This is a genomic window from Pseudomonas sp. NY15435 (assembly GCF_048068295.1).
Taxonomy (GTDB): domain Bacteria; phylum Pseudomonadota; class Gammaproteobacteria; order Pseudomonadales; family Pseudomonadaceae; genus Pseudomonas.
Genome location: NZ_JBLUQA010000005.1, coordinates 385,854 through 404,418, shown reverse-complemented (window position 1 = coordinate 404,418; position 18,565 = coordinate 385,854). Strand labels below are relative to the sequence as shown.

At 63.2% G+C, this 18,565-nt stretch carries 15 protein-coding genes; 2 read left to right on the top strand and 13 right to left on the bottom strand.

Features of this window, described 5'->3' with window-relative positions:
- Window positions 1–128 precede the first annotated feature (128 nt).
- Window positions 129–1,385, top strand: coding sequence for a sugar MFS transporter (locus ACNFH5_RS14730; protein ID WP_416747040.1), 1,257 nt, complete (start codon window positions 129–131; stop codon window positions 1,383–1,385).
- Window positions 1,386–1,547: 162 nt separating this feature from the next.
- On the opposite strand, the gene ACNFH5_RS14725 is transcribed toward ACNFH5_RS14730, so the two are convergent.
- From ACNFH5_RS14725 to ACNFH5_RS14705, 5 genes are all read right to left on the bottom strand, one after another.
- Window positions 1,548–2,279 carry a dienelactone hydrolase family protein gene (locus tag ACNFH5_RS14725; protein ID WP_416747038.1) on the bottom strand — a complete coding sequence of 244 codons (732 nt, stop codon included), beginning with the start codon at window positions 2,277–2,279 and terminating at the stop codon, window positions 1,548–1,550.
- Window positions 2,280–2,370: 91 nt separating this feature from the next.
- A complete protein-coding gene (htpG, locus tag ACNFH5_RS14720) occupies window positions 2,371–4,269 on the bottom strand; it encodes a molecular chaperone HtpG (protein ID WP_416747036.1) in 1,899 nt (632 codons plus the stop codon).
- A gap of 131 nt (window positions 4,270–4,400) precedes the next feature.
- Complete coding sequence (locus tag ACNFH5_RS14715) at window positions 4,401–5,645, bottom strand: MFS transporter (protein WP_416747034.1); 1,245 nt, start codon at window positions 5,643–5,645, stop codon at window positions 4,401–4,403.
- Window positions 5,646–6,092, bottom strand: coding sequence for a PaaI family thioesterase (locus ACNFH5_RS14710; RefSeq protein WP_138216605.1), 447 nt, complete (start codon window positions 6,090–6,092; stop codon window positions 5,646–5,648).
- Entirely contained in the window at window positions 6,089–6,562 is a 474-nt protein-coding gene (locus ACNFH5_RS14705; RefSeq protein WP_236174652.1) for a PaaI family thioesterase, read from the bottom strand. The genes ACNFH5_RS14710 and ACNFH5_RS14705 overlap by 4 nt, the downstream gene beginning before the upstream one ends.
- 160 nt (window positions 6,563–6,722) lie before the next feature.
- Between ACNFH5_RS14705 and ACNFH5_RS14700 the strand changes: the two genes are divergently transcribed.
- Window positions 6,723–6,944 carry a hypothetical protein gene (locus ACNFH5_RS14700; RefSeq protein WP_259754410.1) on the top strand — a complete coding sequence of 74 codons (222 nt, stop codon included), beginning with the start codon at window positions 6,723–6,725 and terminating at the stop codon, window positions 6,942–6,944.
- A gap of 62 nt (window positions 6,945–7,006) precedes the next feature.
- Here the strand turns inward: ACNFH5_RS14700 and ACNFH5_RS14695 are convergent, their stop codons facing one another.
- From ACNFH5_RS14695 to ACNFH5_RS14660, 8 genes are all read right to left on the bottom strand, one after another.
- On the bottom strand, window positions 7,007–7,768 hold the full coding sequence (locus ACNFH5_RS14695) for a DUF599 domain-containing protein (protein WP_416747031.1): 762 nt from the start codon (window positions 7,766–7,768) through the stop codon (window positions 7,007–7,009).
- Window positions 7,769–7,985: 217 nt separating this feature from the next.
- Window positions 7,986–9,299, bottom strand: coding sequence for a branched-chain amino acid transport system II carrier protein (gene brnQ, locus ACNFH5_RS14690; protein ID WP_416747029.1), 1,314 nt, complete (start codon window positions 9,297–9,299; stop codon window positions 7,986–7,988).
- 473 nt (window positions 9,300–9,772) lie between these two features.
- A complete protein-coding gene (gene sucD, locus ACNFH5_RS14685) occupies window positions 9,773–10,654 on the bottom strand; it encodes a succinate--CoA ligase subunit alpha (RefSeq protein WP_207883052.1) in 882 nt (293 codons plus the stop codon).
- Complete coding sequence (gene sucC, locus ACNFH5_RS14680; protein ID WP_015477516.1) at window positions 10,654–11,820, bottom strand: ADP-forming succinate--CoA ligase subunit beta; 1,167 nt, start codon at window positions 11,818–11,820, stop codon at window positions 10,654–10,656. Before sucC ends, sucD begins: the two co-directional genes overlap by 1 nt.
- A 160-nt stretch (window positions 11,821–11,980) precedes the next feature.
- Window positions 11,981–13,417 carry a dihydrolipoyl dehydrogenase gene (gene lpdA, locus ACNFH5_RS14675; RefSeq protein WP_416747026.1) on the bottom strand — a complete coding sequence of 479 codons (1,437 nt, stop codon included), beginning with the start codon at window positions 13,415–13,417 and terminating at the stop codon, window positions 11,981–11,983.
- An 81-nt stretch (window positions 13,418–13,498) separates the two neighbouring features.
- Entirely contained in the window at window positions 13,499–14,728 is a 1,230-nt protein-coding gene (gene odhB, locus ACNFH5_RS14670) for a 2-oxoglutarate dehydrogenase complex dihydrolipoyllysine-residue succinyltransferase (protein ID WP_045208023.1), read from the bottom strand.
- A gap of 42 nt (window positions 14,729–14,770) precedes the next feature.
- Window positions 14,771–17,602 (bottom strand): 2-oxoglutarate dehydrogenase E1 component, encoded by a 2,832-nt coding sequence (locus tag ACNFH5_RS14665; protein ID WP_416747024.1) that lies wholly within the window; start codon window positions 17,600–17,602, stop codon window positions 14,771–14,773.
- A gap of 249 nt (window positions 17,603–17,851) precedes the next feature.
- Complete coding sequence (locus tag ACNFH5_RS14660; RefSeq protein WP_024765470.1) at window positions 17,852–18,559, bottom strand: succinate dehydrogenase iron-sulfur subunit; 708 nt, start codon at window positions 18,557–18,559, stop codon at window positions 17,852–17,854.
- Window positions 18,560–18,565: the final 6 nt, after the last annotated feature.

Below are 18,565 nucleotides of genomic sequence, written 5' to 3'. Positions count from 1 at the left end.
AGAACTGCCCGTGCAAGGAAGGAAATGACGCGTCGAATAAAGATTCCGACGCCGTTTTACGGCAGCATCGCCGCCCTCTAACGCCTGCCGTCGGCAGGGCTCCCCGTTCCTGGCCCAAGGAGTCCGTGATGGACCAGTCCAACGCCAACCGCCACACCAGCGCCCTGACCGTGCTGACCCTGCTGTTCTTCATGTGGGGCCTGATCACCTCGCTGAACGACATCCTCGTGCCGCACCTCAAGGCGGTCTTCACCCTGTCCTACGTGCAGGCCTCGCTGGTCCAGTTCTGCTTCTTCGGCGCCTACTTCATCATGTCCTTCCCCTCCGGGCGGCTGGTAGAAAAGCTCGGCTACAAGAGCGGCATCATCGTCGGCCTGGCCACCGCAGGGATCGGCTGCCTGCTGTTCTACCCGGCGGCCGGCGCGCAGTCCTACCCGTTCTTCCTCGCCGCGCTGTTCATCCTCGCCTCGGGCATTACCCTGCTGCAGGTCGCGGCCAACCCCTATGTGAACATCCTCGGCCCAGCCAGCACCGCTGCCAGCCGGCTGAACCTCACCCAGGCCTTCAACGCCCTGGGCACCACCGTCGGGCCGCTGGTGGGCTCGGTGACCATCCTCGCCATTGGCGCCGGCGCCGCCTCGCAAATCGGCAGCTCCGCCGCCAGCGAAGCGGATTCGGTGAAGACGCCGTACCTGGTGCTGGCCGGGCTGCTGTTCGCCATCGCCGTGCTGATCGCCCTGTTCCGCCTGCCGAAGATCCACCACGGCGAGCCCACGGACGGCGCTGCCGGGCAGAAGTCGATCTTCGCCCATCGCCACCTGGTGTTCGGGGTCATCGCGATCTTCTGCTATGTCGGCGCCGAGGTCTCCATCGGCAGTTACCTGGTGAGCCTGATGGGCCAGCCGGACATCGCCGGGCTACCGGCGGACCAGGCCGGCAAGTACCTGTCGTTCTACTGGGGCGGGGCCATGGTTGGGCGCTTCATTGGCAGCGCACTGATGCGCGCCATCGCACCGAATCGCCTGTTGGCCTTCAATGCGGTTGCCATCGCGGCGCTGATCGGCATCGCGCTGACCGCAGGCGGGCACGTCGCGATGTGGGCGCTGATCCTGATCGGCCTGTTCAACTCGATCATGTTCCCAACCATCTTCTCCCTCGCGCTGGAAGGCCTGGGCAACCTCACCAGCAAGGGCTCGGGCCTGCTCTGCATGGCCATCGTCGGCGGCGCCGTGATGCCACTGGTGCAGGCCTTCTTCGCCGACCGCATCGGCCTGCTGCCGTCCTTCGCCATCCCGCTGGTGTGCTACCTGTACATCGTCTGGTTTGGCGCCAAGGGTTACCGCGCCGACGAGCGCGCCACGCAGCGACCAGCCAACGCTCCCTGATCAGGGACCGCTGCGGAACAACAGGATTGTTGTAGGAGCGAGCTTGCTCGCGAACAATCTCCGCTGCGAGGCAAGGTTCGCGAGCAAGCTCGCTCCTACAAAGAGCCAATAAAAACGCCGCGCCTCCAATGGAGGCGCGGCGTTTTCGTTCACCGGGGGATTTCAGGCGCCGAAGCGCTCGTCCAGCAAGTCGAACATCGCCGCGAAGGCGCGACGCGCCACCTTGGCGTCGTACTGCATCTTGCCGGGGATCTGCGCGTGCGGATCGGTGAAGGAATGCGCGGCGCCGCCGTAGCTGGTGAGCGCCCAATCCACCTTGGCGTCGATCATTTCCTTGGCGAACTCCGTCAGTTGCTCGCGCGGCACGAAGGGGTCGATGGCGCCGTCGAGGACCAGTACCGATCCCTTGATGTTCCTTGCATCTGCCGGGTTCGGCGTATCCAGGGTGCCGTGGAACGACACGGCGGCCGCCAGCGGAGCGCCGTCACGGGCCAGCTCCAGGGAACAGCAACCACCAAAACAGAAGCCGAAGGTGGCCAGTTTCGTCGTATCCAGGGGCGCTTTGTCGGCCTGCTCCAGCAGGGTCTTGAGCGAGAGCTGCATGCGCTTGCGCAGCACCGCGCGGTCGTTCTTCAGCGGCATCATGGCGGCGCCGGCCTGTTCCGGGCCATTGGGCCGCACGTCCCTGCCATAGAGATCGGCCACCAGTACCACATAGCCGCGCTCGGCGACCTTGCGGGCAATGTCCACGGCGCCCGGGCTTACACCCATCCAGTTCGGCGCCATCAGCAGGCCCGGACGGGGCGCATTGCTGGCGGCATCGAATACCAGTTGCCCTTCGAAGGACACGCCATCGAGGCTGTAGGCGACAGGTTGCACGCTGATCTGGCTCATTCGGGTATTCCCCTTTCGCTTGTCGGTTTACTGCATCGGGTAGTGGAAAAACACAAAGCCCGCCGAGGCGGGCTTTGCTTCTGCTTCGAGCTTAGGCGGAAAGTTCCACCAGCAGCTTGTTCAGGCGGCGCACATAGGCAGCCGGGTCCTTCAGGCTGTCCCCCGCAGCCAGGGCGGCCTGGTCGAAGAGGATATGGGTCAGCTCACCGAAGCGGTCTTCGTCGGCTTCCGCATCGAGCTTCTCGATCAGCGGGTGGGCCGGGTTGAACTCGAAGATCGGCTTGGCTTCGGGCACCTTCTGCCCGCTGGCCTCGAGGATCTGGCGCATCTGCAGGCCCAGGTCCTGCTCGCCGATGGCGAGGATCGCCGGCGAGTCGGTCAGGCGGTGGGACACGCGCACCTCGGCGACTTCATCGCCCAGCGCGGCTTTCAGGCGCTCGGCCAGGCCTTCCTTCGCCTTGGCGATCTCTTCCTGGGCCTTCTTGTCCTCTTCGGAATCCAGGCTGCCCAGGTCCAGGTCGCCGCGGGCGACGTCGACCAGCTGCTTGCCGTCGAACTCCGGCAGGTAGCTCATCAGCCACTCGTCGATACGGTCGGTGAGCAGCAGCACTTCGATGCCTTTCTTGCGGAAGACTTCCAGGTGCGGGCTGTTCTTCACCTGGGCGAAGCTTTCGCCGGTGAGGTAGTAGATCTTGTCCTGGCCTTCCTTCAGGCGACCGATGTAGTCCGCCAGGGAAACGCTCTGCTCGCCGCTTTCGTCGCTGGTGGAGGAGAAACGCAGCAGGCCGGCGATCTTGTCCTTGTTGGCGAAGTCTTCGGCCGGGCCTTCCTTCAGCACCTGGCCGAAATTCTTCCAGAAGCCCTTGTAGGCCTCGGCGTCGTTGCTCGCCAGCTTCTCCAGCATGTCCAGGGAGCGCTTGGTCAGCGCGGACTTCATCGAGTCGACGATGGGGCCGGACTGCAGGATCTCGCGGGAGACGTTCAGCGACAGGTCGTTGGAGTCCACCACGCCCTTGATGAAGCGCAGGTACAGCGGCAGGAACTGGTCGGCCTGGTCCATGATGAACACGCGCTGCACGTAGAGCTTCAGGCCGCGCGGGGCCTCGCGGTGGTACAGGTCGAACGGCGCGCGGGCCGGCACGTAGAGCAGCGAGGTGTACTCGAGCTTGCCCTCGACCTTGTTGTGGCTCCAGGTCAGCGGGTTCTCGAAGTCATGGGCGATGTGCTTGTAGAACTCCTGGTATTCCTCGTCCTTCACCTCGGTGCGCGGACGAGTCCACAGGGCGCTGGCTCGGTTGACCACTTCCCACTCGGTTTCGGCCGGAGCTTCTTCGCCTGCCGACTCCTTCGGCAGCTCGATGGGCAGCGCGATGTGGTCGGAGTACTTCTTGACGATGTTGCGCAGGCGCCAGCCGTCGGCGAACTCGTCCTCGCCGTCCTTCAGGTGCAGGACGATGCGGGTGCCGCGTTCAGCCTTGTCGATGCTCGACACATCGAACTCGCCCTCGCCTTTCGACGACCAATGCACGCCCTCGCTGGCCGGAGCACCGGCGCGGCGGGTGAACACGTCCACCTTGTCGGCGACGATGAAGGCGCTGTAGAAGCCCACGCCGAACTGGCCGATCAGGTGGGAATCCTTCTTCTGGTCACCCGAGAGGTTCTTCAGGAAGTCGGCGGTGCCGGACTTGGCGATGGTGCCCAGGTGCGCGATGACCTCTTCGCGGCTCATGCCGATGCCGTTGTCTTCGAGGGTGACGGTCTTGGCGTCCTTGTCGAAGCTCACACGGATTTTCAGCTCGGCGCCGCCTTCAAGCAGCTCCGGCTTGGCCAGGGCTTCGAAACGCAGCTTATCGGCGGCGTCGGAGGCGTTGGAAATCAGTTCGCGAAGGAAGATTTCCTTGTTCGAATACAGGGAATGAATCATCAGGTGAAGCAGCTGCTTCACTTCGGTCTGGAAGCCCAGTGTTTCTTTTTGAGTCTCCGCGCTCATTGTTTCTCGCTCCGAGGATGACAAATGCCGCGTTGTGCGGCCGATGTCAGCGAGATGGGGGCTTCCCGAGCCAATTCAAGGGGTTGGGGAAAATTTGCCGGCGCGCTGAGCGGACGTACGCAGGCTGTGGGCTAGAGCGCGGGCAGCTCGATGTCGGTGATTTCACTGGGGCGCAGGGTGTAGCTGGCCTCCCCCGGCCCCTCGATGACCTGTCGAATCACGATGCGACCATCGGGGTTCAGCCCGACGAACACACCTTCGGCGATGCGTCCGCGCTCAGTGGTAACGCGCATGCTGCGGTTGACGTAACGGTGGGGAGCGGCCAGCAGGCGCTCCAGAGAGAGTCTGCCGCTTTCCGGCGCCTGCTGTAGCGGAGCGCTCGCTTTCGCGACAACGGGTGCCGTGACCGGTGCCGGTGCGGCGCTGACTGCCTTCAGCCTCGGGTAGCGGTCGTCGCGCACGCCCCAGCCGCGGGTCGGGCTCTTCTCCAGGGTCACCTGAAGATCCTGCCTCTCGCCGCCAGCCTCGATGGTCAACGGCACTTCCTGGGAAGCACGCTGGGCATCCAGGACCGGCATGCTGGCGATGGCGACATCGCGGCGGGCGAAGCGGCGCTGCAGGTAATCCTGCAACACGTAGCGCAGGGTATCGCGCGAGTCGAAACGGGTATCGACCTCCCCGTCGCGATAGCGCAAACGATCAGTGAAAACCTCAATGGTGCCCGACAGCGTGGTCTGCATCTCTGCCGGCAGCACCAGGTGGAAAGCGCCCTCCATGCGGTTGGGCGCCTTGGGCGTCAAGTCCAGGTGCAGGCTGTAGCCGCGCTGCAGCCGCACCGCTTCGGGCAGTTCCTGCCCCGGCGCGAGCCAACTGACTTCGATTTCCGGCAGGCGACCCTTGTCGTCAGGCAGCACGTCGAGCCTGATCGGGCCGCTGACAGGCGTCGCCAGGCGTACCTGAACTTCACGGTGAGCGTAGAAATCCTGGCCTTCACGCAGGCTGAGCACGCCGTCGATGAATTCAGCCTGCTCCGGGACGAACGGCTTGCCGTTCAGTTCACCGCGCAGGGCAATGGCCAGTTCGGGCTTGGCAACCGGCTCGGGTGTGAGCCATTCCAGGCGCAGAATGGCCTCCAGACGCGCGCTGTCCTGGCTGGCCAGCATCGTCAGGCCCACCACCAGCGGAATGCATCCCAGGCCACCGAGCGCGACCGCGCTGCGGGCGGGCCGCCAGTGGACCAGCACGAACAGCAGCGCCAGTGGCGGCAACAGGCTGGCGAGCCCCCAGAACAGGCTGCGCTCGAAGGCGCGGGCGACCAGCCAGACGTACCCGGCGAGGATCAGCAGCAGGCCGAGCAGGATCAGCAGCGTGTCCATTCAGGCGCCGTCGACCTTGAAGTGCGCACGGGCAGTGGCGATGGGTTCGGTACGGGTAGTCTGCCAGGCGGTGATGGCGACGTTCGCCACGCGCCGGCCCTGGCGCCAGACCTGGCACTGCGCGTAGGTATCGCGGAAGTGTCCGGCACGCAGGTAGTCGATGGAGAAGTCGATGATCTTGGGCATGTGCGGTATGCCCATGAACATCAGCAGGTGCAGCAGCGCCGATTGCTCCATGAAGCCGGCGATCACACCGCCATGCAGCGCCGGCAGCGTGGGGTTGCCGATGTTGTCGGGGTTTGCCGGCAAGTGGAAGATCGCGTCGTCGCCCAGGCGCAGGCAGCGGATGCCGAGCAGGCGGGCGTAGGGGATCATGTCCAGCAGCGGATCGTAGTTCTTGCTCTCGTGCGCGGCGCGCACCATGGCCTCGATATTCACCGTGCTCATCCCTGGCCTCCATCAACATCACGCTTAACAGTGCCGGCGGAAACCGCCTTGCCCATGCGCATGAAGGTGCCGACCACGTGGGCGATGGGCTCCGAAGGGTCGTCCTGATAGGCGTAGCCACGAGTGAAAATGATGTTCGGGGTGACCCGGTAGCACTCGGCGAACCCGTAGACGTCCTTGTGCGGCTGCGCCGGGTGCATGTAGTCGATGCGCAGGTCCAGGGTCGGGCATATCTCGAATTGCGGCAAAACGCAGACGGTAGAGATGCCGCAGGTGGTGTCCATCAGGGTGGTGATGGCGCCGCCATGGATCACGCCGGTTTCCGGGTTGCCGACAATGGCTTCGCTGTAGGGAAGCCGCAGGGTCAGGCCGGAAGCGTCGGCCGCGTGCGCGCTGATGCCCAGCAACTGGCAGTGGCGCAGCGCTGAAAGGAAGCGTTGGGCGCGCTCCAGGAGTGGGTTTTCGGACATGGAAGGGGTCGACCGATTGACTGCACGGGACCGCATCATACCCGGCCGTTGCCAGCGCTGCAGTGATGGAATACGGGGGCGCAGGAATATTCATTGAACTAATTCACACAACCTTTGCTCAAAGGGCTAACACCAGGAAAGCCGCACATGGAGGCTCCGCATGAAAAAAACCCTTCCCTTCGCTCTGCTGATCGTTGCCGGTCTCGGCCTTGCCGCCTGCGACAAGAAAGAAGAGCCGAAAGCACCGGCTGCGCCCGCTGCGACCGAGCAGCCGGCTACTCCGGCGCCGACCACCCCGCCGGCACCTGAAGCCTCCCCGGCTACTCCGGCTGCTCCGGCCACCGCGCCCCAGGAGCCCGCCGGCGGCGAGCAGAAGCAGTAACGCGCTTCCGCCGCACAGTACAAGGCCCGCATTCGCGGGCCTTGTCGTTTCTGCCGTTCATATCAGCCGCTGGGGGGAATATCGTTGTCCCGCGGCGCGTCGCCCTGGGGCGTCGGCGTGTAGACCATCACGTGGAGCACGCTGGAATGGAATTCGCGCTGGTACAGCACGCCCACGACTCCCGCCGTCACCAGCATGAATATCCACGGGTTGATGAACCAGGCCAGCATGGCCAGACCGAAATAGTAGGTGCGCAGGCCCTGGTTGAACTGGTGGGCCGCCAGCGACACCACCCGCGCCGCACGCTCGGCGAAGGATTTGCGCTCCAGCTCGCCGACATTGCGCTCCCCCACCATGGGCGCCGAGCCGATCAGCACCGCCGCAAAGTTGTACTGGCGCATGCACCAGCTGAAGGTGAAGAAGGCATAGACGAATACCACCGCCAGGCACAGCAGCTTGAGCTCTGACAGTCCACGGGTGGGTGGCGTAACGAAAGGCAGGTCCGCGAGAACCGAAATCGTGCGCTCCGCCGAGCCCAAGAGGGTCAGGATACCGGCGAGGATGATCAGGGTGCTGGAGGCGAAGAACGACGCGTTGCGCTCCAGGTTGCCGATCACACTGGCGTCCGCCACGCGGTTGTCACGCAGCAGCACGCGGCGCATCCAGTCCTGGCGATAGAGGTGCAGCACGCTGGCCAGGCACGCGGTGTCACGGGCTTTGGTCTTGGCGTAGCGGGTGTAGCCGATCCAGCAGAAGAGGAACCAGAGCATGGCGAGCAGGTTCCAGAAGTACTGGATGTCGAACAGATCGACGACGTCGGTCATGTTTGTCCTTGCGCGAAATTTTGAAGGAATACGCGGCAGATAGACGCCAGATATGCGGAGAAAGACACGGCGCCCCCCTGCAGGAGCGAGCTTGCTCGCGAACCGCGCCCACGCCGGTGTCTCCGGGGACTCCCTTCGCGAGCAAGCTCGCTGCTACCAGGTGCAGGCATGAAAAAAGGCCGCCTTGTGGGCGGCCTTTTTCATGGACGGCGGGATATCAGGCCATCGCTTCCTGGGGTTTGCCCAGCAGGCGGTCGATCACCACCATCACGGCCAGCATGGCGACCGAGGGGATCAGCCAGGCGAGGCCCTGTTCGGCCAGCGGCAAGTGCTCCATCCAGGCCGGCATCCAGGCATCGAGCTTGGCGCCCTTGAGCGCGTCGATGATGCCGAAGACGAAGGAGATCACCATCACCGGGGCGACGATACGGGTCTGCGAACGCCACAGGCTGGCGCAGAAGCTCAGCGCCACAAGCACGATGCACGGCGGGTAGATGGCGGTCAGCACCGGGATCGAGAACTGGATGAGCTTGGTCAGGCCCAGGTTCGACACCAGCAGCGAGAAGCCGGCAAGGATGACCACCAGGCTGCGGTACGACAGCGGCAGGATGCGGCAGAAGTACTCGGCGCAGGCGCAGGTCAGGCCCACAGCGGTCACCAGGCACGCCAGCGCGATGAGCACAGCGAGGAAGGTACTGCCCAACGAACCGAAGGTATGCTGCACGTAGGCGTGCAGGACGGCGGCGCCATTGGCGGCACCTGCGGCGATGTCGTGGCTGCCGGCGCCCAGGCGGAACAGGCTGATGTACACCAGCGCCAGGCCGACGCCGGCGATCAGGCCGGCGATGATGGCGTAGCGGGTGATCAGTCGCGGCGACTGCACGCCGCGGGAGCGGATGGCGTTGACGATGACGATGCCGAAGACCAGCGCGCCGAGGGTGTCCATGGTCAGGTAGCCATTGACGAAGCCCTGGGAGAACGCCGCGCTCTGGTACGCCGGCTCAGCGACGCCAATGGGACCAGCCGGCAGCATGAAGGCGGCGATGCCCAGTGCGGCCAGCGCAATGATCTTCAGTGGGGCGAGGAAGCGGCCGACGGTATCGAGCAGCTTGCCCGGATACAGCGAGATCACCAGCACGATCATGAAGTACACCAGGCTGTAGAGGAACAGCGGCAGCGCGCCCTCCCCGGTCAACGGCGCCAGGCCGACTTCGAAGGAGACGGTGGCGGTACGCGGGGTGGCGAACAACGGGCCGACCGACAGGTAGCAGACAGCCGCCAGCAGCCCACCGGCGACACGGCCGATCGGGTGGCTCAGGGTGTCCATCGCGCCACCGACCTTGGCCAGCGCCACCACGGTGATCACCGGCAGACCGACCGCGGTGATCAGGAAGCCCAGCGCCGCCATCCATACGTGCGGCCCGGACTGCAGACCCACGATCGGCGGGAAGATGATGTTGCCCGCGCCGACGAACAGCGCGAAGGTCATAAAACCAAGTGCCAGGATGTCCTGGCCTTTCAAGACTTTCATGAAGGGAAATACCACAGTGCTGAAACGGTTTCGTGGTCTCCCAAGGCACTTCGACCGTACAGACGTGACAAAGCCGCATCGGACGGGATTGGCCGGCTCACGCCTGGGCATCCTGTGATGCTGCTGTCATCGGTACGGTGATTTGTTCTTGGAAGTCCGATAGCAGAGGTTTTCCATGGGCTCGTGGCCCGGTTGCTCCTGCATTCTGGTTATCCCGCCATCCTTGACGGTCAGGAATCGCCGTCGCCTCCGGGTAGGATTTGACGGTGAGCGAGCCTTCCCTTGTGGGGAACGCGACGCTTCATATAGTTGCTAGCCTAACGATCTATTCCGATGAACTGCACTGACATACGTCAGATCGTCCGCGCAATGATCGGCGATGTCGCCTGAACGACACTTTGTAGACGCAGCCATAACGACAGAGGCCACCCGAAGGTGGCCTCTGTTGATGAACGGTTAAATAAGCGAGGCGCTTACTTGACCGCCCAGCCGGTCAGCTCGGCCAGGGCCTTGCCGATGTCAGCCAGGGAACGCACGGTTTTCACACCAGCGTCCTGCAGGGCGGCGAACTTCTCGTCCGCAGTGCCCTTGCCACCGGAGATGATGGCGCCGGCGTGGCCCATGCGCTTGCCGGGCGGTGCGGTTACACCAGCGATGTAGGACACCACCGGCTTGGTCACGTTGGCCTTGATGTAGGCAGCCGCTTCTTCTTCGGCCGAACCACCGATTTCGCCGATCATGACGATGGCTTCGGTTTTCGGGTCTTCCTGGAACAGCTTCAGGATGTCGATGAAGTTGGAGCCCGGGATCGGGTCACCACCGATGCCCACGCAGGTGGACTGGCCGAAGCCGGCGTCGGTGGTCTGCTTCACGGCTTCATAGGTCAGGGTGCCGGAACGCGACACGATGCCTACCTTGCCCGGCAGGTGGATGTGACCCGGCATGATGCCGATCTTGCACTCGCCGGGAGTGATCACGCCCGGGCAGTTCGGGCCGATCAGGCGTACGCCCAGTTCGTCGCACTTGACCTTGGCTTCCAGCATGTCGATGGTCGGGATGCCTTCGGTGATGCAGACGATCAGCTTGATGCCGCCGAAGGCCGCTTCCAGGATCGAGTCCTTGCAGAACGGAGCCGGAACGTAGATGACCGAAGCATCAGCGCCGGTAGCTTCCACGGCTTCCTTGACGGTGTTGAACACCGGCAGGCCCAGGTGGGTGGTGCCGCCCTTGCCGGGGGTCACGCCGCCAACCATCTTGGTGCCGTAGGCGATGGCTTGTTCGGAGTGGAAGGTACCCTGCGAGCCGGTGAAGCCCTGGCAGATGACTTTGGTGTCTTTATTGATCAGGACGCTCATTACTTACCCTCCGCGGCCTTGACGACTTGCTGGGCAGCGTCGGTCAGGCTGGTCGCCGCGATGATGTTCAGACCGCTTTCGGCCAGGACCTTGGCGCCGAGGTCGGCGTTGTTGCCTTCCAGACGAACGACAACCGGGATTTTCACGCCGACTTCTTTCACGGCGCCGATGATGCCTTCGGCAATCATGTCGCAGCGAACGATGCCGCCGAAGATGTTCACCAGAACGGCAGCGACGTTGCTGTCGGACAGGATGATCTTGAACGCTTCGGTCACGCGCTCTTTGGTGGCACCGCCGCCAACGTCAAGGAAGTTGGCCGGCTTGCCGCCGTGCAGGTTGACGATGTCCATGGTGCCCATGGCCAGGCCAGCGCCGTTGACCATGCAGCCGATGTTGCCTTCCAGCGCGACGTAGTTCAGTTCCCACTTCTGCGCATGGGCTTCACGAGCGTCGTCCTGGGACGGGTCGTGCATGGCGCGCAGTTTGGGCTGACGGTACATGGCGTTGGAGTCGATGTTGATCTTGGCGTCCAGGCAGTGCAGGTTGCCGTCTTTCTTGATCACCAGCGGGTTCACTTCCAGCAGCGCCAGGTCGTAGTCCTGGAACAGCTTGGCCAGGCCAACGAAGATGTGGGTGAACTGCTTGATCTGGTCGCCTTTCAGGCCCAGCTGGAAAGCCAGCTCGCGGCCCTGGTAGGGCTGAGCGCCAACCAGCGGATCGATGGTGGCCTTGAGGATCTTCTCAGGGGTCTCGTGCGCAACTTTCTCGATGTCCACGCCACCTTCAGTGGAGGCCATGAAGACGATGCGACGGCTGGAACGGTCGACAACGGCGCCGAGGTACAGCTCCTTGTCGATGTCGGTGCAGGATTCCACCAGGATCTTGCTGACCGGCTGGCCGTTGGCGTCAGTCTGGTAAGTCACCAGACGCTTGCCCAGCCAGTTGGCGGCGAACGCCTTGGCGTCCTCTTTGCTCTTGACCAGCTTCACACCGCCCGCTTTACCGCGGCCACCAGCGTGTACCTGGGCTTTAACGACCCACTCGGTACCACCGATTTTTTCACAGGCTTCTGCGGCCTCTTCGGGTGTGTCGACGGCGAAGCCCTTGGATACGGGCAGGCCGTACTCAGCGAACAGCTGCTTACCCTGATATTCGTGGAGATTCATGCTTGTCTACCGTTTTCGTCTTGGGTATTGCGCATTCGGCGCGGCGCTCGTGGCGCCACGCCACCTGTGACCGAGTCCCCCCTCGGGGGAGAAACGATCCGGCGGGTGGAAGGCAGCCCCTCGCAAAAGACTGCCGCCCTCCCCGCCGTGGTCCCGTTCCTTAGCGCTTCTTGCGGTTGGCGATGTGGATGGCGTGGCCATTCACTGCCAGGGCCGCTTCGTGCAGCGCTTCGGACAGAGTCGGGTGGGAGAAGACCATCATGCCCAGGTCTTCGGCACTGGTGCCGAATTCCATGCCGATCGCGCCTTGCTGTACCAGCTCGGCGGCGCTCGGGCCGATCACGTGGACGCCCAGTACGCGGTCGGTCTTGGCATCGGCGATGACCTTGACCAGACCGGTGGTGTCGTTGGCAGCCATGGCACGGCCGCTGGCGGCGAACGGGAAGGTGCCAACGTTGACTTCAACGCCTTCGCCTTTCAGTTGCTGCTCGGTCTTGCCGACCCATGCGATTTCCGGGTGGGTGTAGATCACCGACGGAATCAGGTCGTAGTTCATCTGGGCCTTGTGGCCGGCGATGCGCTCGGCAACCATCACGCCCTCTTCCGAGGCCTTGTGCGCCAGCATGGCGCCGCGGACCACGTCACCGATGGCGTAGACGCCCGGAACGCTGGTCTTGCAGTGGTCGTCGACGTAGATGAAGCCACGCTCGTCCAGGGTCACGCCGCTGTCTGCGGCCAGCAGGTCGGTGGTTACCGGGCGACGGCCCACGGCCACGATCAGCTTGTCGAAGGTTTCCTTCTGCTCGCCGTTGGCGTCAGTGAAGGTCACGGTGACTTGCTTCTTCTTCACGTCCGAACCAGTGACGCGAGCGCCCAGGCGGATGTTCAGACCTTGCTTGCTCAGGACCTTCAGGGCTTCCTTGGCGATCTGCTCGTCGGCAGCCGGCAGGAACTTGTCCAGGGCTTCCAGAACGGTGACTTCAGCGCCCAGGCGAGCCCAGACCGAACCCAGCTCCAGGCCGATGACGCCAGCGCCGATCACGCCCAGCTTCTTCGGTACGCTTTGGAATTCGAGAGCGCCGGTGGAGTCGACGATCACGTCTTCGGTCAGCGGAGCCGGCGGGATTTCAACCGGCTTGGAGCCCGACGCGATGATGATGTTGTCGGCTTCCAGAACCTGGGTCTTGCCGTCCAGACCGGTCACTTCGACCTGCTTGTTGGCCAGGACCTTGCCGTGGCCTTCGAAGGAAGTCACGCCATTGGCCTTGAACAGGGTGGCGATGCCGCCGGTCAGGTTCTTCACGATGTTGGCCTTGCGGGCAACCATCGCCGGAACGTCCATCTTTACGCCGCCGGTGGAGATGCCGTGGACCTCGAAGCCCTCTTTGGCTTCCTTGTACTTCCAGGAGCTGTCCAGCAGTGCCTTGGAGGGAATGCAGCCTACGTTCAGGCAGGTACCGCCGAGGGCAACCTTGCCCTCTTTACCGATGTACTTCTCGATGCAAGCGGTCTTCAGGCCGAGTTGGGCGGCACGGATGGCGGCTACGTAGCCGCCGGGGCCGGCACCAATCACAACCACGTCGAATTTCTGGCTCATGTCTCAATCCTTATTCCGGTGAAGCGGACGGCCCCTCGCGGGGCCGTCGTGTAGTACGGGGCCGTCGTGTGAACTGACGTATCAGACGTCGAGCAGCAGGCGAGCCGGATCTTCCAGCAGATCCTTCATGGTGACCAGGAAGCTTACCGCTTCCTTGCCATCGATCATGCGGTGATCGTAGGACAGCGCCAGGTACATCATCGGCAGGATGACCACTTGACCGTTAACGGCCATCGGGCGCTCCTGGATCTTGTGCATGCCGAGGATGGCGGTCTGCGGCGGGTTGACGATCGGAGTCGACAGGAGAGATCCAAATACGCCACCGTTGGAAATGGTGAAAGTACCACCGGTCATGTCTTCGATGGACAGCTTGCCGTCTTTGGCTTTCTTGCCGAAGGTGGCGATGCCGTTCTCGATCTCGGCCAGGCTCATGAACTCGGCGTTACGCAGAACCGGTACGACCAGACCGCGGTCGCTGGAAACTGCCACACCGATGTCCTGGTAGCCGTGGTAGACGATGTCGTTGCCGTCGATCGAGGCGTTGACGCCCGGGAAGCGCTTCAGGGCTTCGGTGGCGGCCTTGACGAAGAAAGACATGAAGCCCAGGCGAACGCCGTTGTGCTTCTTCTCGAACAGGTCCTTGTACTTGTTGCGCAGGTCCATGATCGGCTTCATGTTGACTTCGTTGAAGGTAGTCAGCATGGCCATGGAGGACTGGGCTTCGACCAGACGCTCGGCAACCTTGGCACGCAGGCGGGTCATCGGAACGCGCTTCTCGACGCGGTCGCCAGCGGCAAACACGGGAGCGGCAGCAGCCGGAGCAGCAGCCTTGGCGGCCGGAGCGGCAGCCGGGGCGTTCTTCTTGGCTTCAACAGCGGCTACGACGTCTTCCTTGGTCACACGACCACCCTTGCCGGTGCCGGCCAGGCTGTTCGGGTCGATGCCATTCTCTTCGGCCAGCTTGCGGGCGGCCGGCGAGAGGATGTTGTCGTCGCCAGCGGCGGCAGCCGGGGCAGCAGCGGCCGGAGCGGCAGCCGGGGCCGAAGCAGCAGCCGGAGCGGCAGCGGCAGCACCGCCTTCGCTCAGCTTGCCCAGCAGTTCGTTGGAGAGAACAGTGTCGCCTTCGTTCTTGACGATCTCAGCCAGGACGCCGTCGGCCTCGGCCAGTACTTCGATCACGACCTTGTCGGTCTCGATGTCGACGATCAACTCGTCACGCTTGACGGCTTCACCGACCTTCTTGTGCCAGGTTGCGACGGTGCCGTCGGCAACCGATTCCGGGAAGGTTGGGGCTTTGATTTCGATAGCCATTATGTGTGTTTCCTTAAATTCGGTATCAACTGCGCGTTGGCGTTAAACGGTGAAGGCGTCCTGCAGCAGTTTTTCCTGCTGCTCGGCGTGCATCGAAGCGTAGCCGCAAGCCGGAGCTGCCGAGCCTTCGCGGCCCGCGTATTCCAGGTTGAGACCTTTCTTGTGCGCGGCGATGACACGACGCATATGGTGCTGCGAGCAGAACCAGGCGCCCTGGTTCATCGGCTCTTCCTGGCACCAGACGATGTGCTTGAGGTTCTTGTACTGCGACAGCACCTCGGTCAGATCGTCTTCCGGGAACGGATACAGCTGTTCGATACGAACGATCGCGATGTTCTCGAGACCTTCGGCACGACGCTTCTCCAGCAGGTCGTAGTACACCTTGCCGCTGCACAGCACGATGCGGTCGACTTTCTTCGGATCCAGGCTGTCGATCTCGTTGATCACAGTCTGGAACGAACCGTCGGCCAGATCTTCCAGGGTCGAGATGGCCAGCTTGTGACGCAGCAGCGACTTCGGAGTCATCACGATCAGCGGCTTGCGCAGCGGACGGATCACCTGACGGCGCAGCATGTGGTAGACCTGGGCCGGGGTAGTCGGCACGCAGACCTGGATGTTCTGCTCGGCGCACAGCTGCAGGTAACGCTCCAGACGCGCGGAGGAGTGCTCCGGACCCTGGCCTTCGTAACCGTGCGGCAGCAGCATGGTCAGACCACACAGACGTTGCCATTTGGTCTCGCCGCTGGTGATGAACTGGTCGATCACGACCTGCGCACCGTTGGCGAAGTCACCGAACTGGGCTTCCCAGGTCACCAGCGCGTTCGGCATGGTGGTGGCGTAGCCGTATTCGAATGCCAGTACTGCTTCTTCCGAGAGGTAGGAGTCGTACAGGCTGACGCGCGGCTGACCTTCGAACAGGTTGGCCAGCGGAATGTAGACCGAGTCGTCCTTCTGGTTGTGCAGCGCCGCGTGGCGGTGCGAGAAGGTGCCGCGGCCGACGTCCTGGCCGGTCATGCGCACCGGGTGACCTTCGAACAGCAGGGTGGCGTAGGCCAGGTTCTCGGCGAAGCCCCAGTTGATGGGCATGCCGCCGGCAGCCATCTTCGCGCGGTCTTCGTAGATCTTCTGCACCTGACGCTGCATGACGAAGCCGTCCGGGGTCTCCAGCAGCTTGGCGGAGAGGTCCTGCAGGGTCTTCAGGTCGAAGCGGGTGTCGTGTCGCGCGGTCCAGGCATGGCCCACGTACGGACGCCAGTCGACGAAGAGCTCCTTGTTGGGCTCCTTCACCAGGCTCTTCACCACGTGCTGGCCGTTGTCGAGAGCGTCGCGGTATTCGTCGACCTTCTCCTGAGCCTGCTCGGTGGTCTGCACGCCGGCTGCGATCAACGCGTCGGCATACAGGTCACGGGTGGTGCGCTGCTTGGCGATCTGCTGGTACATCAGCGGCTGGGTGCCGCTCGGCTCGTCGGCCTCGTTGTGGCCGCGCCGGCGGTAGCAGACCAGGTCGATGACCACGTCACGCTTGAACTGCATGCGATAGTCAACGGCCAGTTGGGTCACGAACAGGACCGCTTCCGGATCGTCGCCATTCACATGGAAGATCGGCGCCTGGATCATCTTCGCCACGTCGGTCGCGTACTCGGTGGAACGAGCATCGTCCTGACGGCTGGTGGTGAATCCGACCTGGTTGTTGATCACGATGTGGATGGTGCCGCCCGTCTTGTAGGCACGGGTCTGCGACATCTGGAAGGTTTCCATGACCACGCCCTGCCCCGCGAAGGCAGCATCGCCGTGGATGGAGATCGGCACGACCTTGTCGCCGCTGCCGTCCTTGCGACGGTCCTGGCGAGCGCGTACCGAGCCCTCGACCACCGGGGAAACGATTTCCAGGTGCGAGGGGTTGAACGCCAGGGCCAGGTGCACTTCGCCGCCGCTGGTCATGACGTTGGAGGAGAAGCCCTGGTGGTACTTCACGTCACCCGAGCCCATCTCGACCAGCTTCTTGCCTTCGAACTCGTCGAACAGCTCGCGCGGGTTCTTGCCCAGGGTATTGACCAGGACGTTCAGACGGCCGCGGTGGGCCATACCGATGACGATTTCCTTCACACCATAGGAGCCGGAGCGCTGGATGATCTCGTCAACCATCGGGATCAGGCTCTCGCCGCCTTCCAGGCCGAAGCGCTTGGTGCCCGGGTACTTGGTGCCCAGGTACTTCTCCAGGCCTTCTGCAGCGGTCAGGCGCTCCAGCAGGTGAGAGCGGGCGTCGGCGGAGTACGTCGGACGGCCACGGACGCTTTCCAGGCGCTGGGCGAACCAATGGCGCTGCTCGGAATCGACGATGTGCATGAACTCGGCGCCGATGGTGCTGCAGTAGGTCTGCTTCAGCGCATCGATGATTTCACGCAGGGTCGCTTCTTCCTTGCCGATGTAGAGCTCACCGGTACGGAAAGTAGTGTCGAGGTCTGCAGCGGTGAGCCCGTAGTGTTCGAGCGACAGATCGGAGGGAGCGGTACGCACCCAGAGACCCAGCGGATCGAGCGATGCTGCCTGATGTCCACGCAGACGGTATGCCAGGATCAGACGCAGGACTTCAACCTGCTTTTTCTCGTGCTCGGTGCTTACGCTGCCAGCGGAAACAGGCGCAGCGCGGCGCTGGTTCTTGGCCAGGAGTACGAAATGATCACGGATAGAGGAATGCGAAACGTCGGGGGCAGGATTGCCGTCGGCAGGAAGCTTCTGGAAGTACGTGCGCCACTCTTCTGGCACAGCGTTCGGGTCGTGCAGGTAGAGCTCGTAGAGCTCTTCGACGTAGGCAGCGTTTCCACCGGATAGATGGGCACTGTTCCACATCCGCTGCATTACGCTTTCGTGCATGCTTGGTCACCCTCGGTAAGGGGACTCCACCTGTGGAACCTCTGGCGCGAAGTCAAACACAGCGACTTCAAGCCACCGATTCCCGCAGATAGTCCGGGTACCAGCCCGGATGCCCCTGCTGGTCATATATACGTTTTCAAAACAGGACCCCCGCTTTGTGGGCTTGGGTCCTAAGGACTGTACCGCCGGACAATATTCCGGCGGCACAGGTGTCGCTCTTTCATGATCTTTGGGCACAAGGCCCGCAGATCAAGTACCGCTCTGCAGCAGCATGTTACGGATGTGACCGATTGCCTTGGTGGGGTTCAGACCCTTCGGGCAGACGTTCACGCAGTTCATGATCCCGCGGCAGCGGAAGACGCTGAACGGGTCATCCAGGCTCGCCAGGCGCGCCTGAGTTTCGGTGTCACGGCTGTCGGCCAGGAAGCGATAGGCCTGCAGCAGCGCGGCGGGACCCAGGAACTTGTCGGGGTTCCACCAGAACGACGGGCAGGAGGTCGAGCAGCAGGCGCACAGGATGCACTCGTACAGACCGTCCAGCTTCTCGCGCTCTTCCGGGCTTTGCAGACGTTCGATGGCCGGAGCTGCATATTTGTTCTGCAGGAACGGCTTCACGCTCTCGTACTGCTTGTAGAAGATGCGCATATCGACGACCAGGTCACGGATGACCGGCAGGCCCGGCAGCGGACGCAGAACCAGCTTGCCGCCCTTCAGGCCAGCGGCCGACAGGGGGGTGATGCAGGCCAGGCCGTTCTTGCCGTTGATGTTCATACCGTCGGAACCGCACACGCCTTCACGGCAGGAACGACGATAGGAGAAGCCCTCGTCCTGTTCCTTGATCAGCGCCAGCACGTCCAGGACCATGATGTCCTTGCCGTCGGTATCGACCTGGAAGTCCTGCATGTAGGGTGCAGCGTCCTTCTCAGGGTTGTAGCGGTAAACACTCACTTGCAACATGGCGGG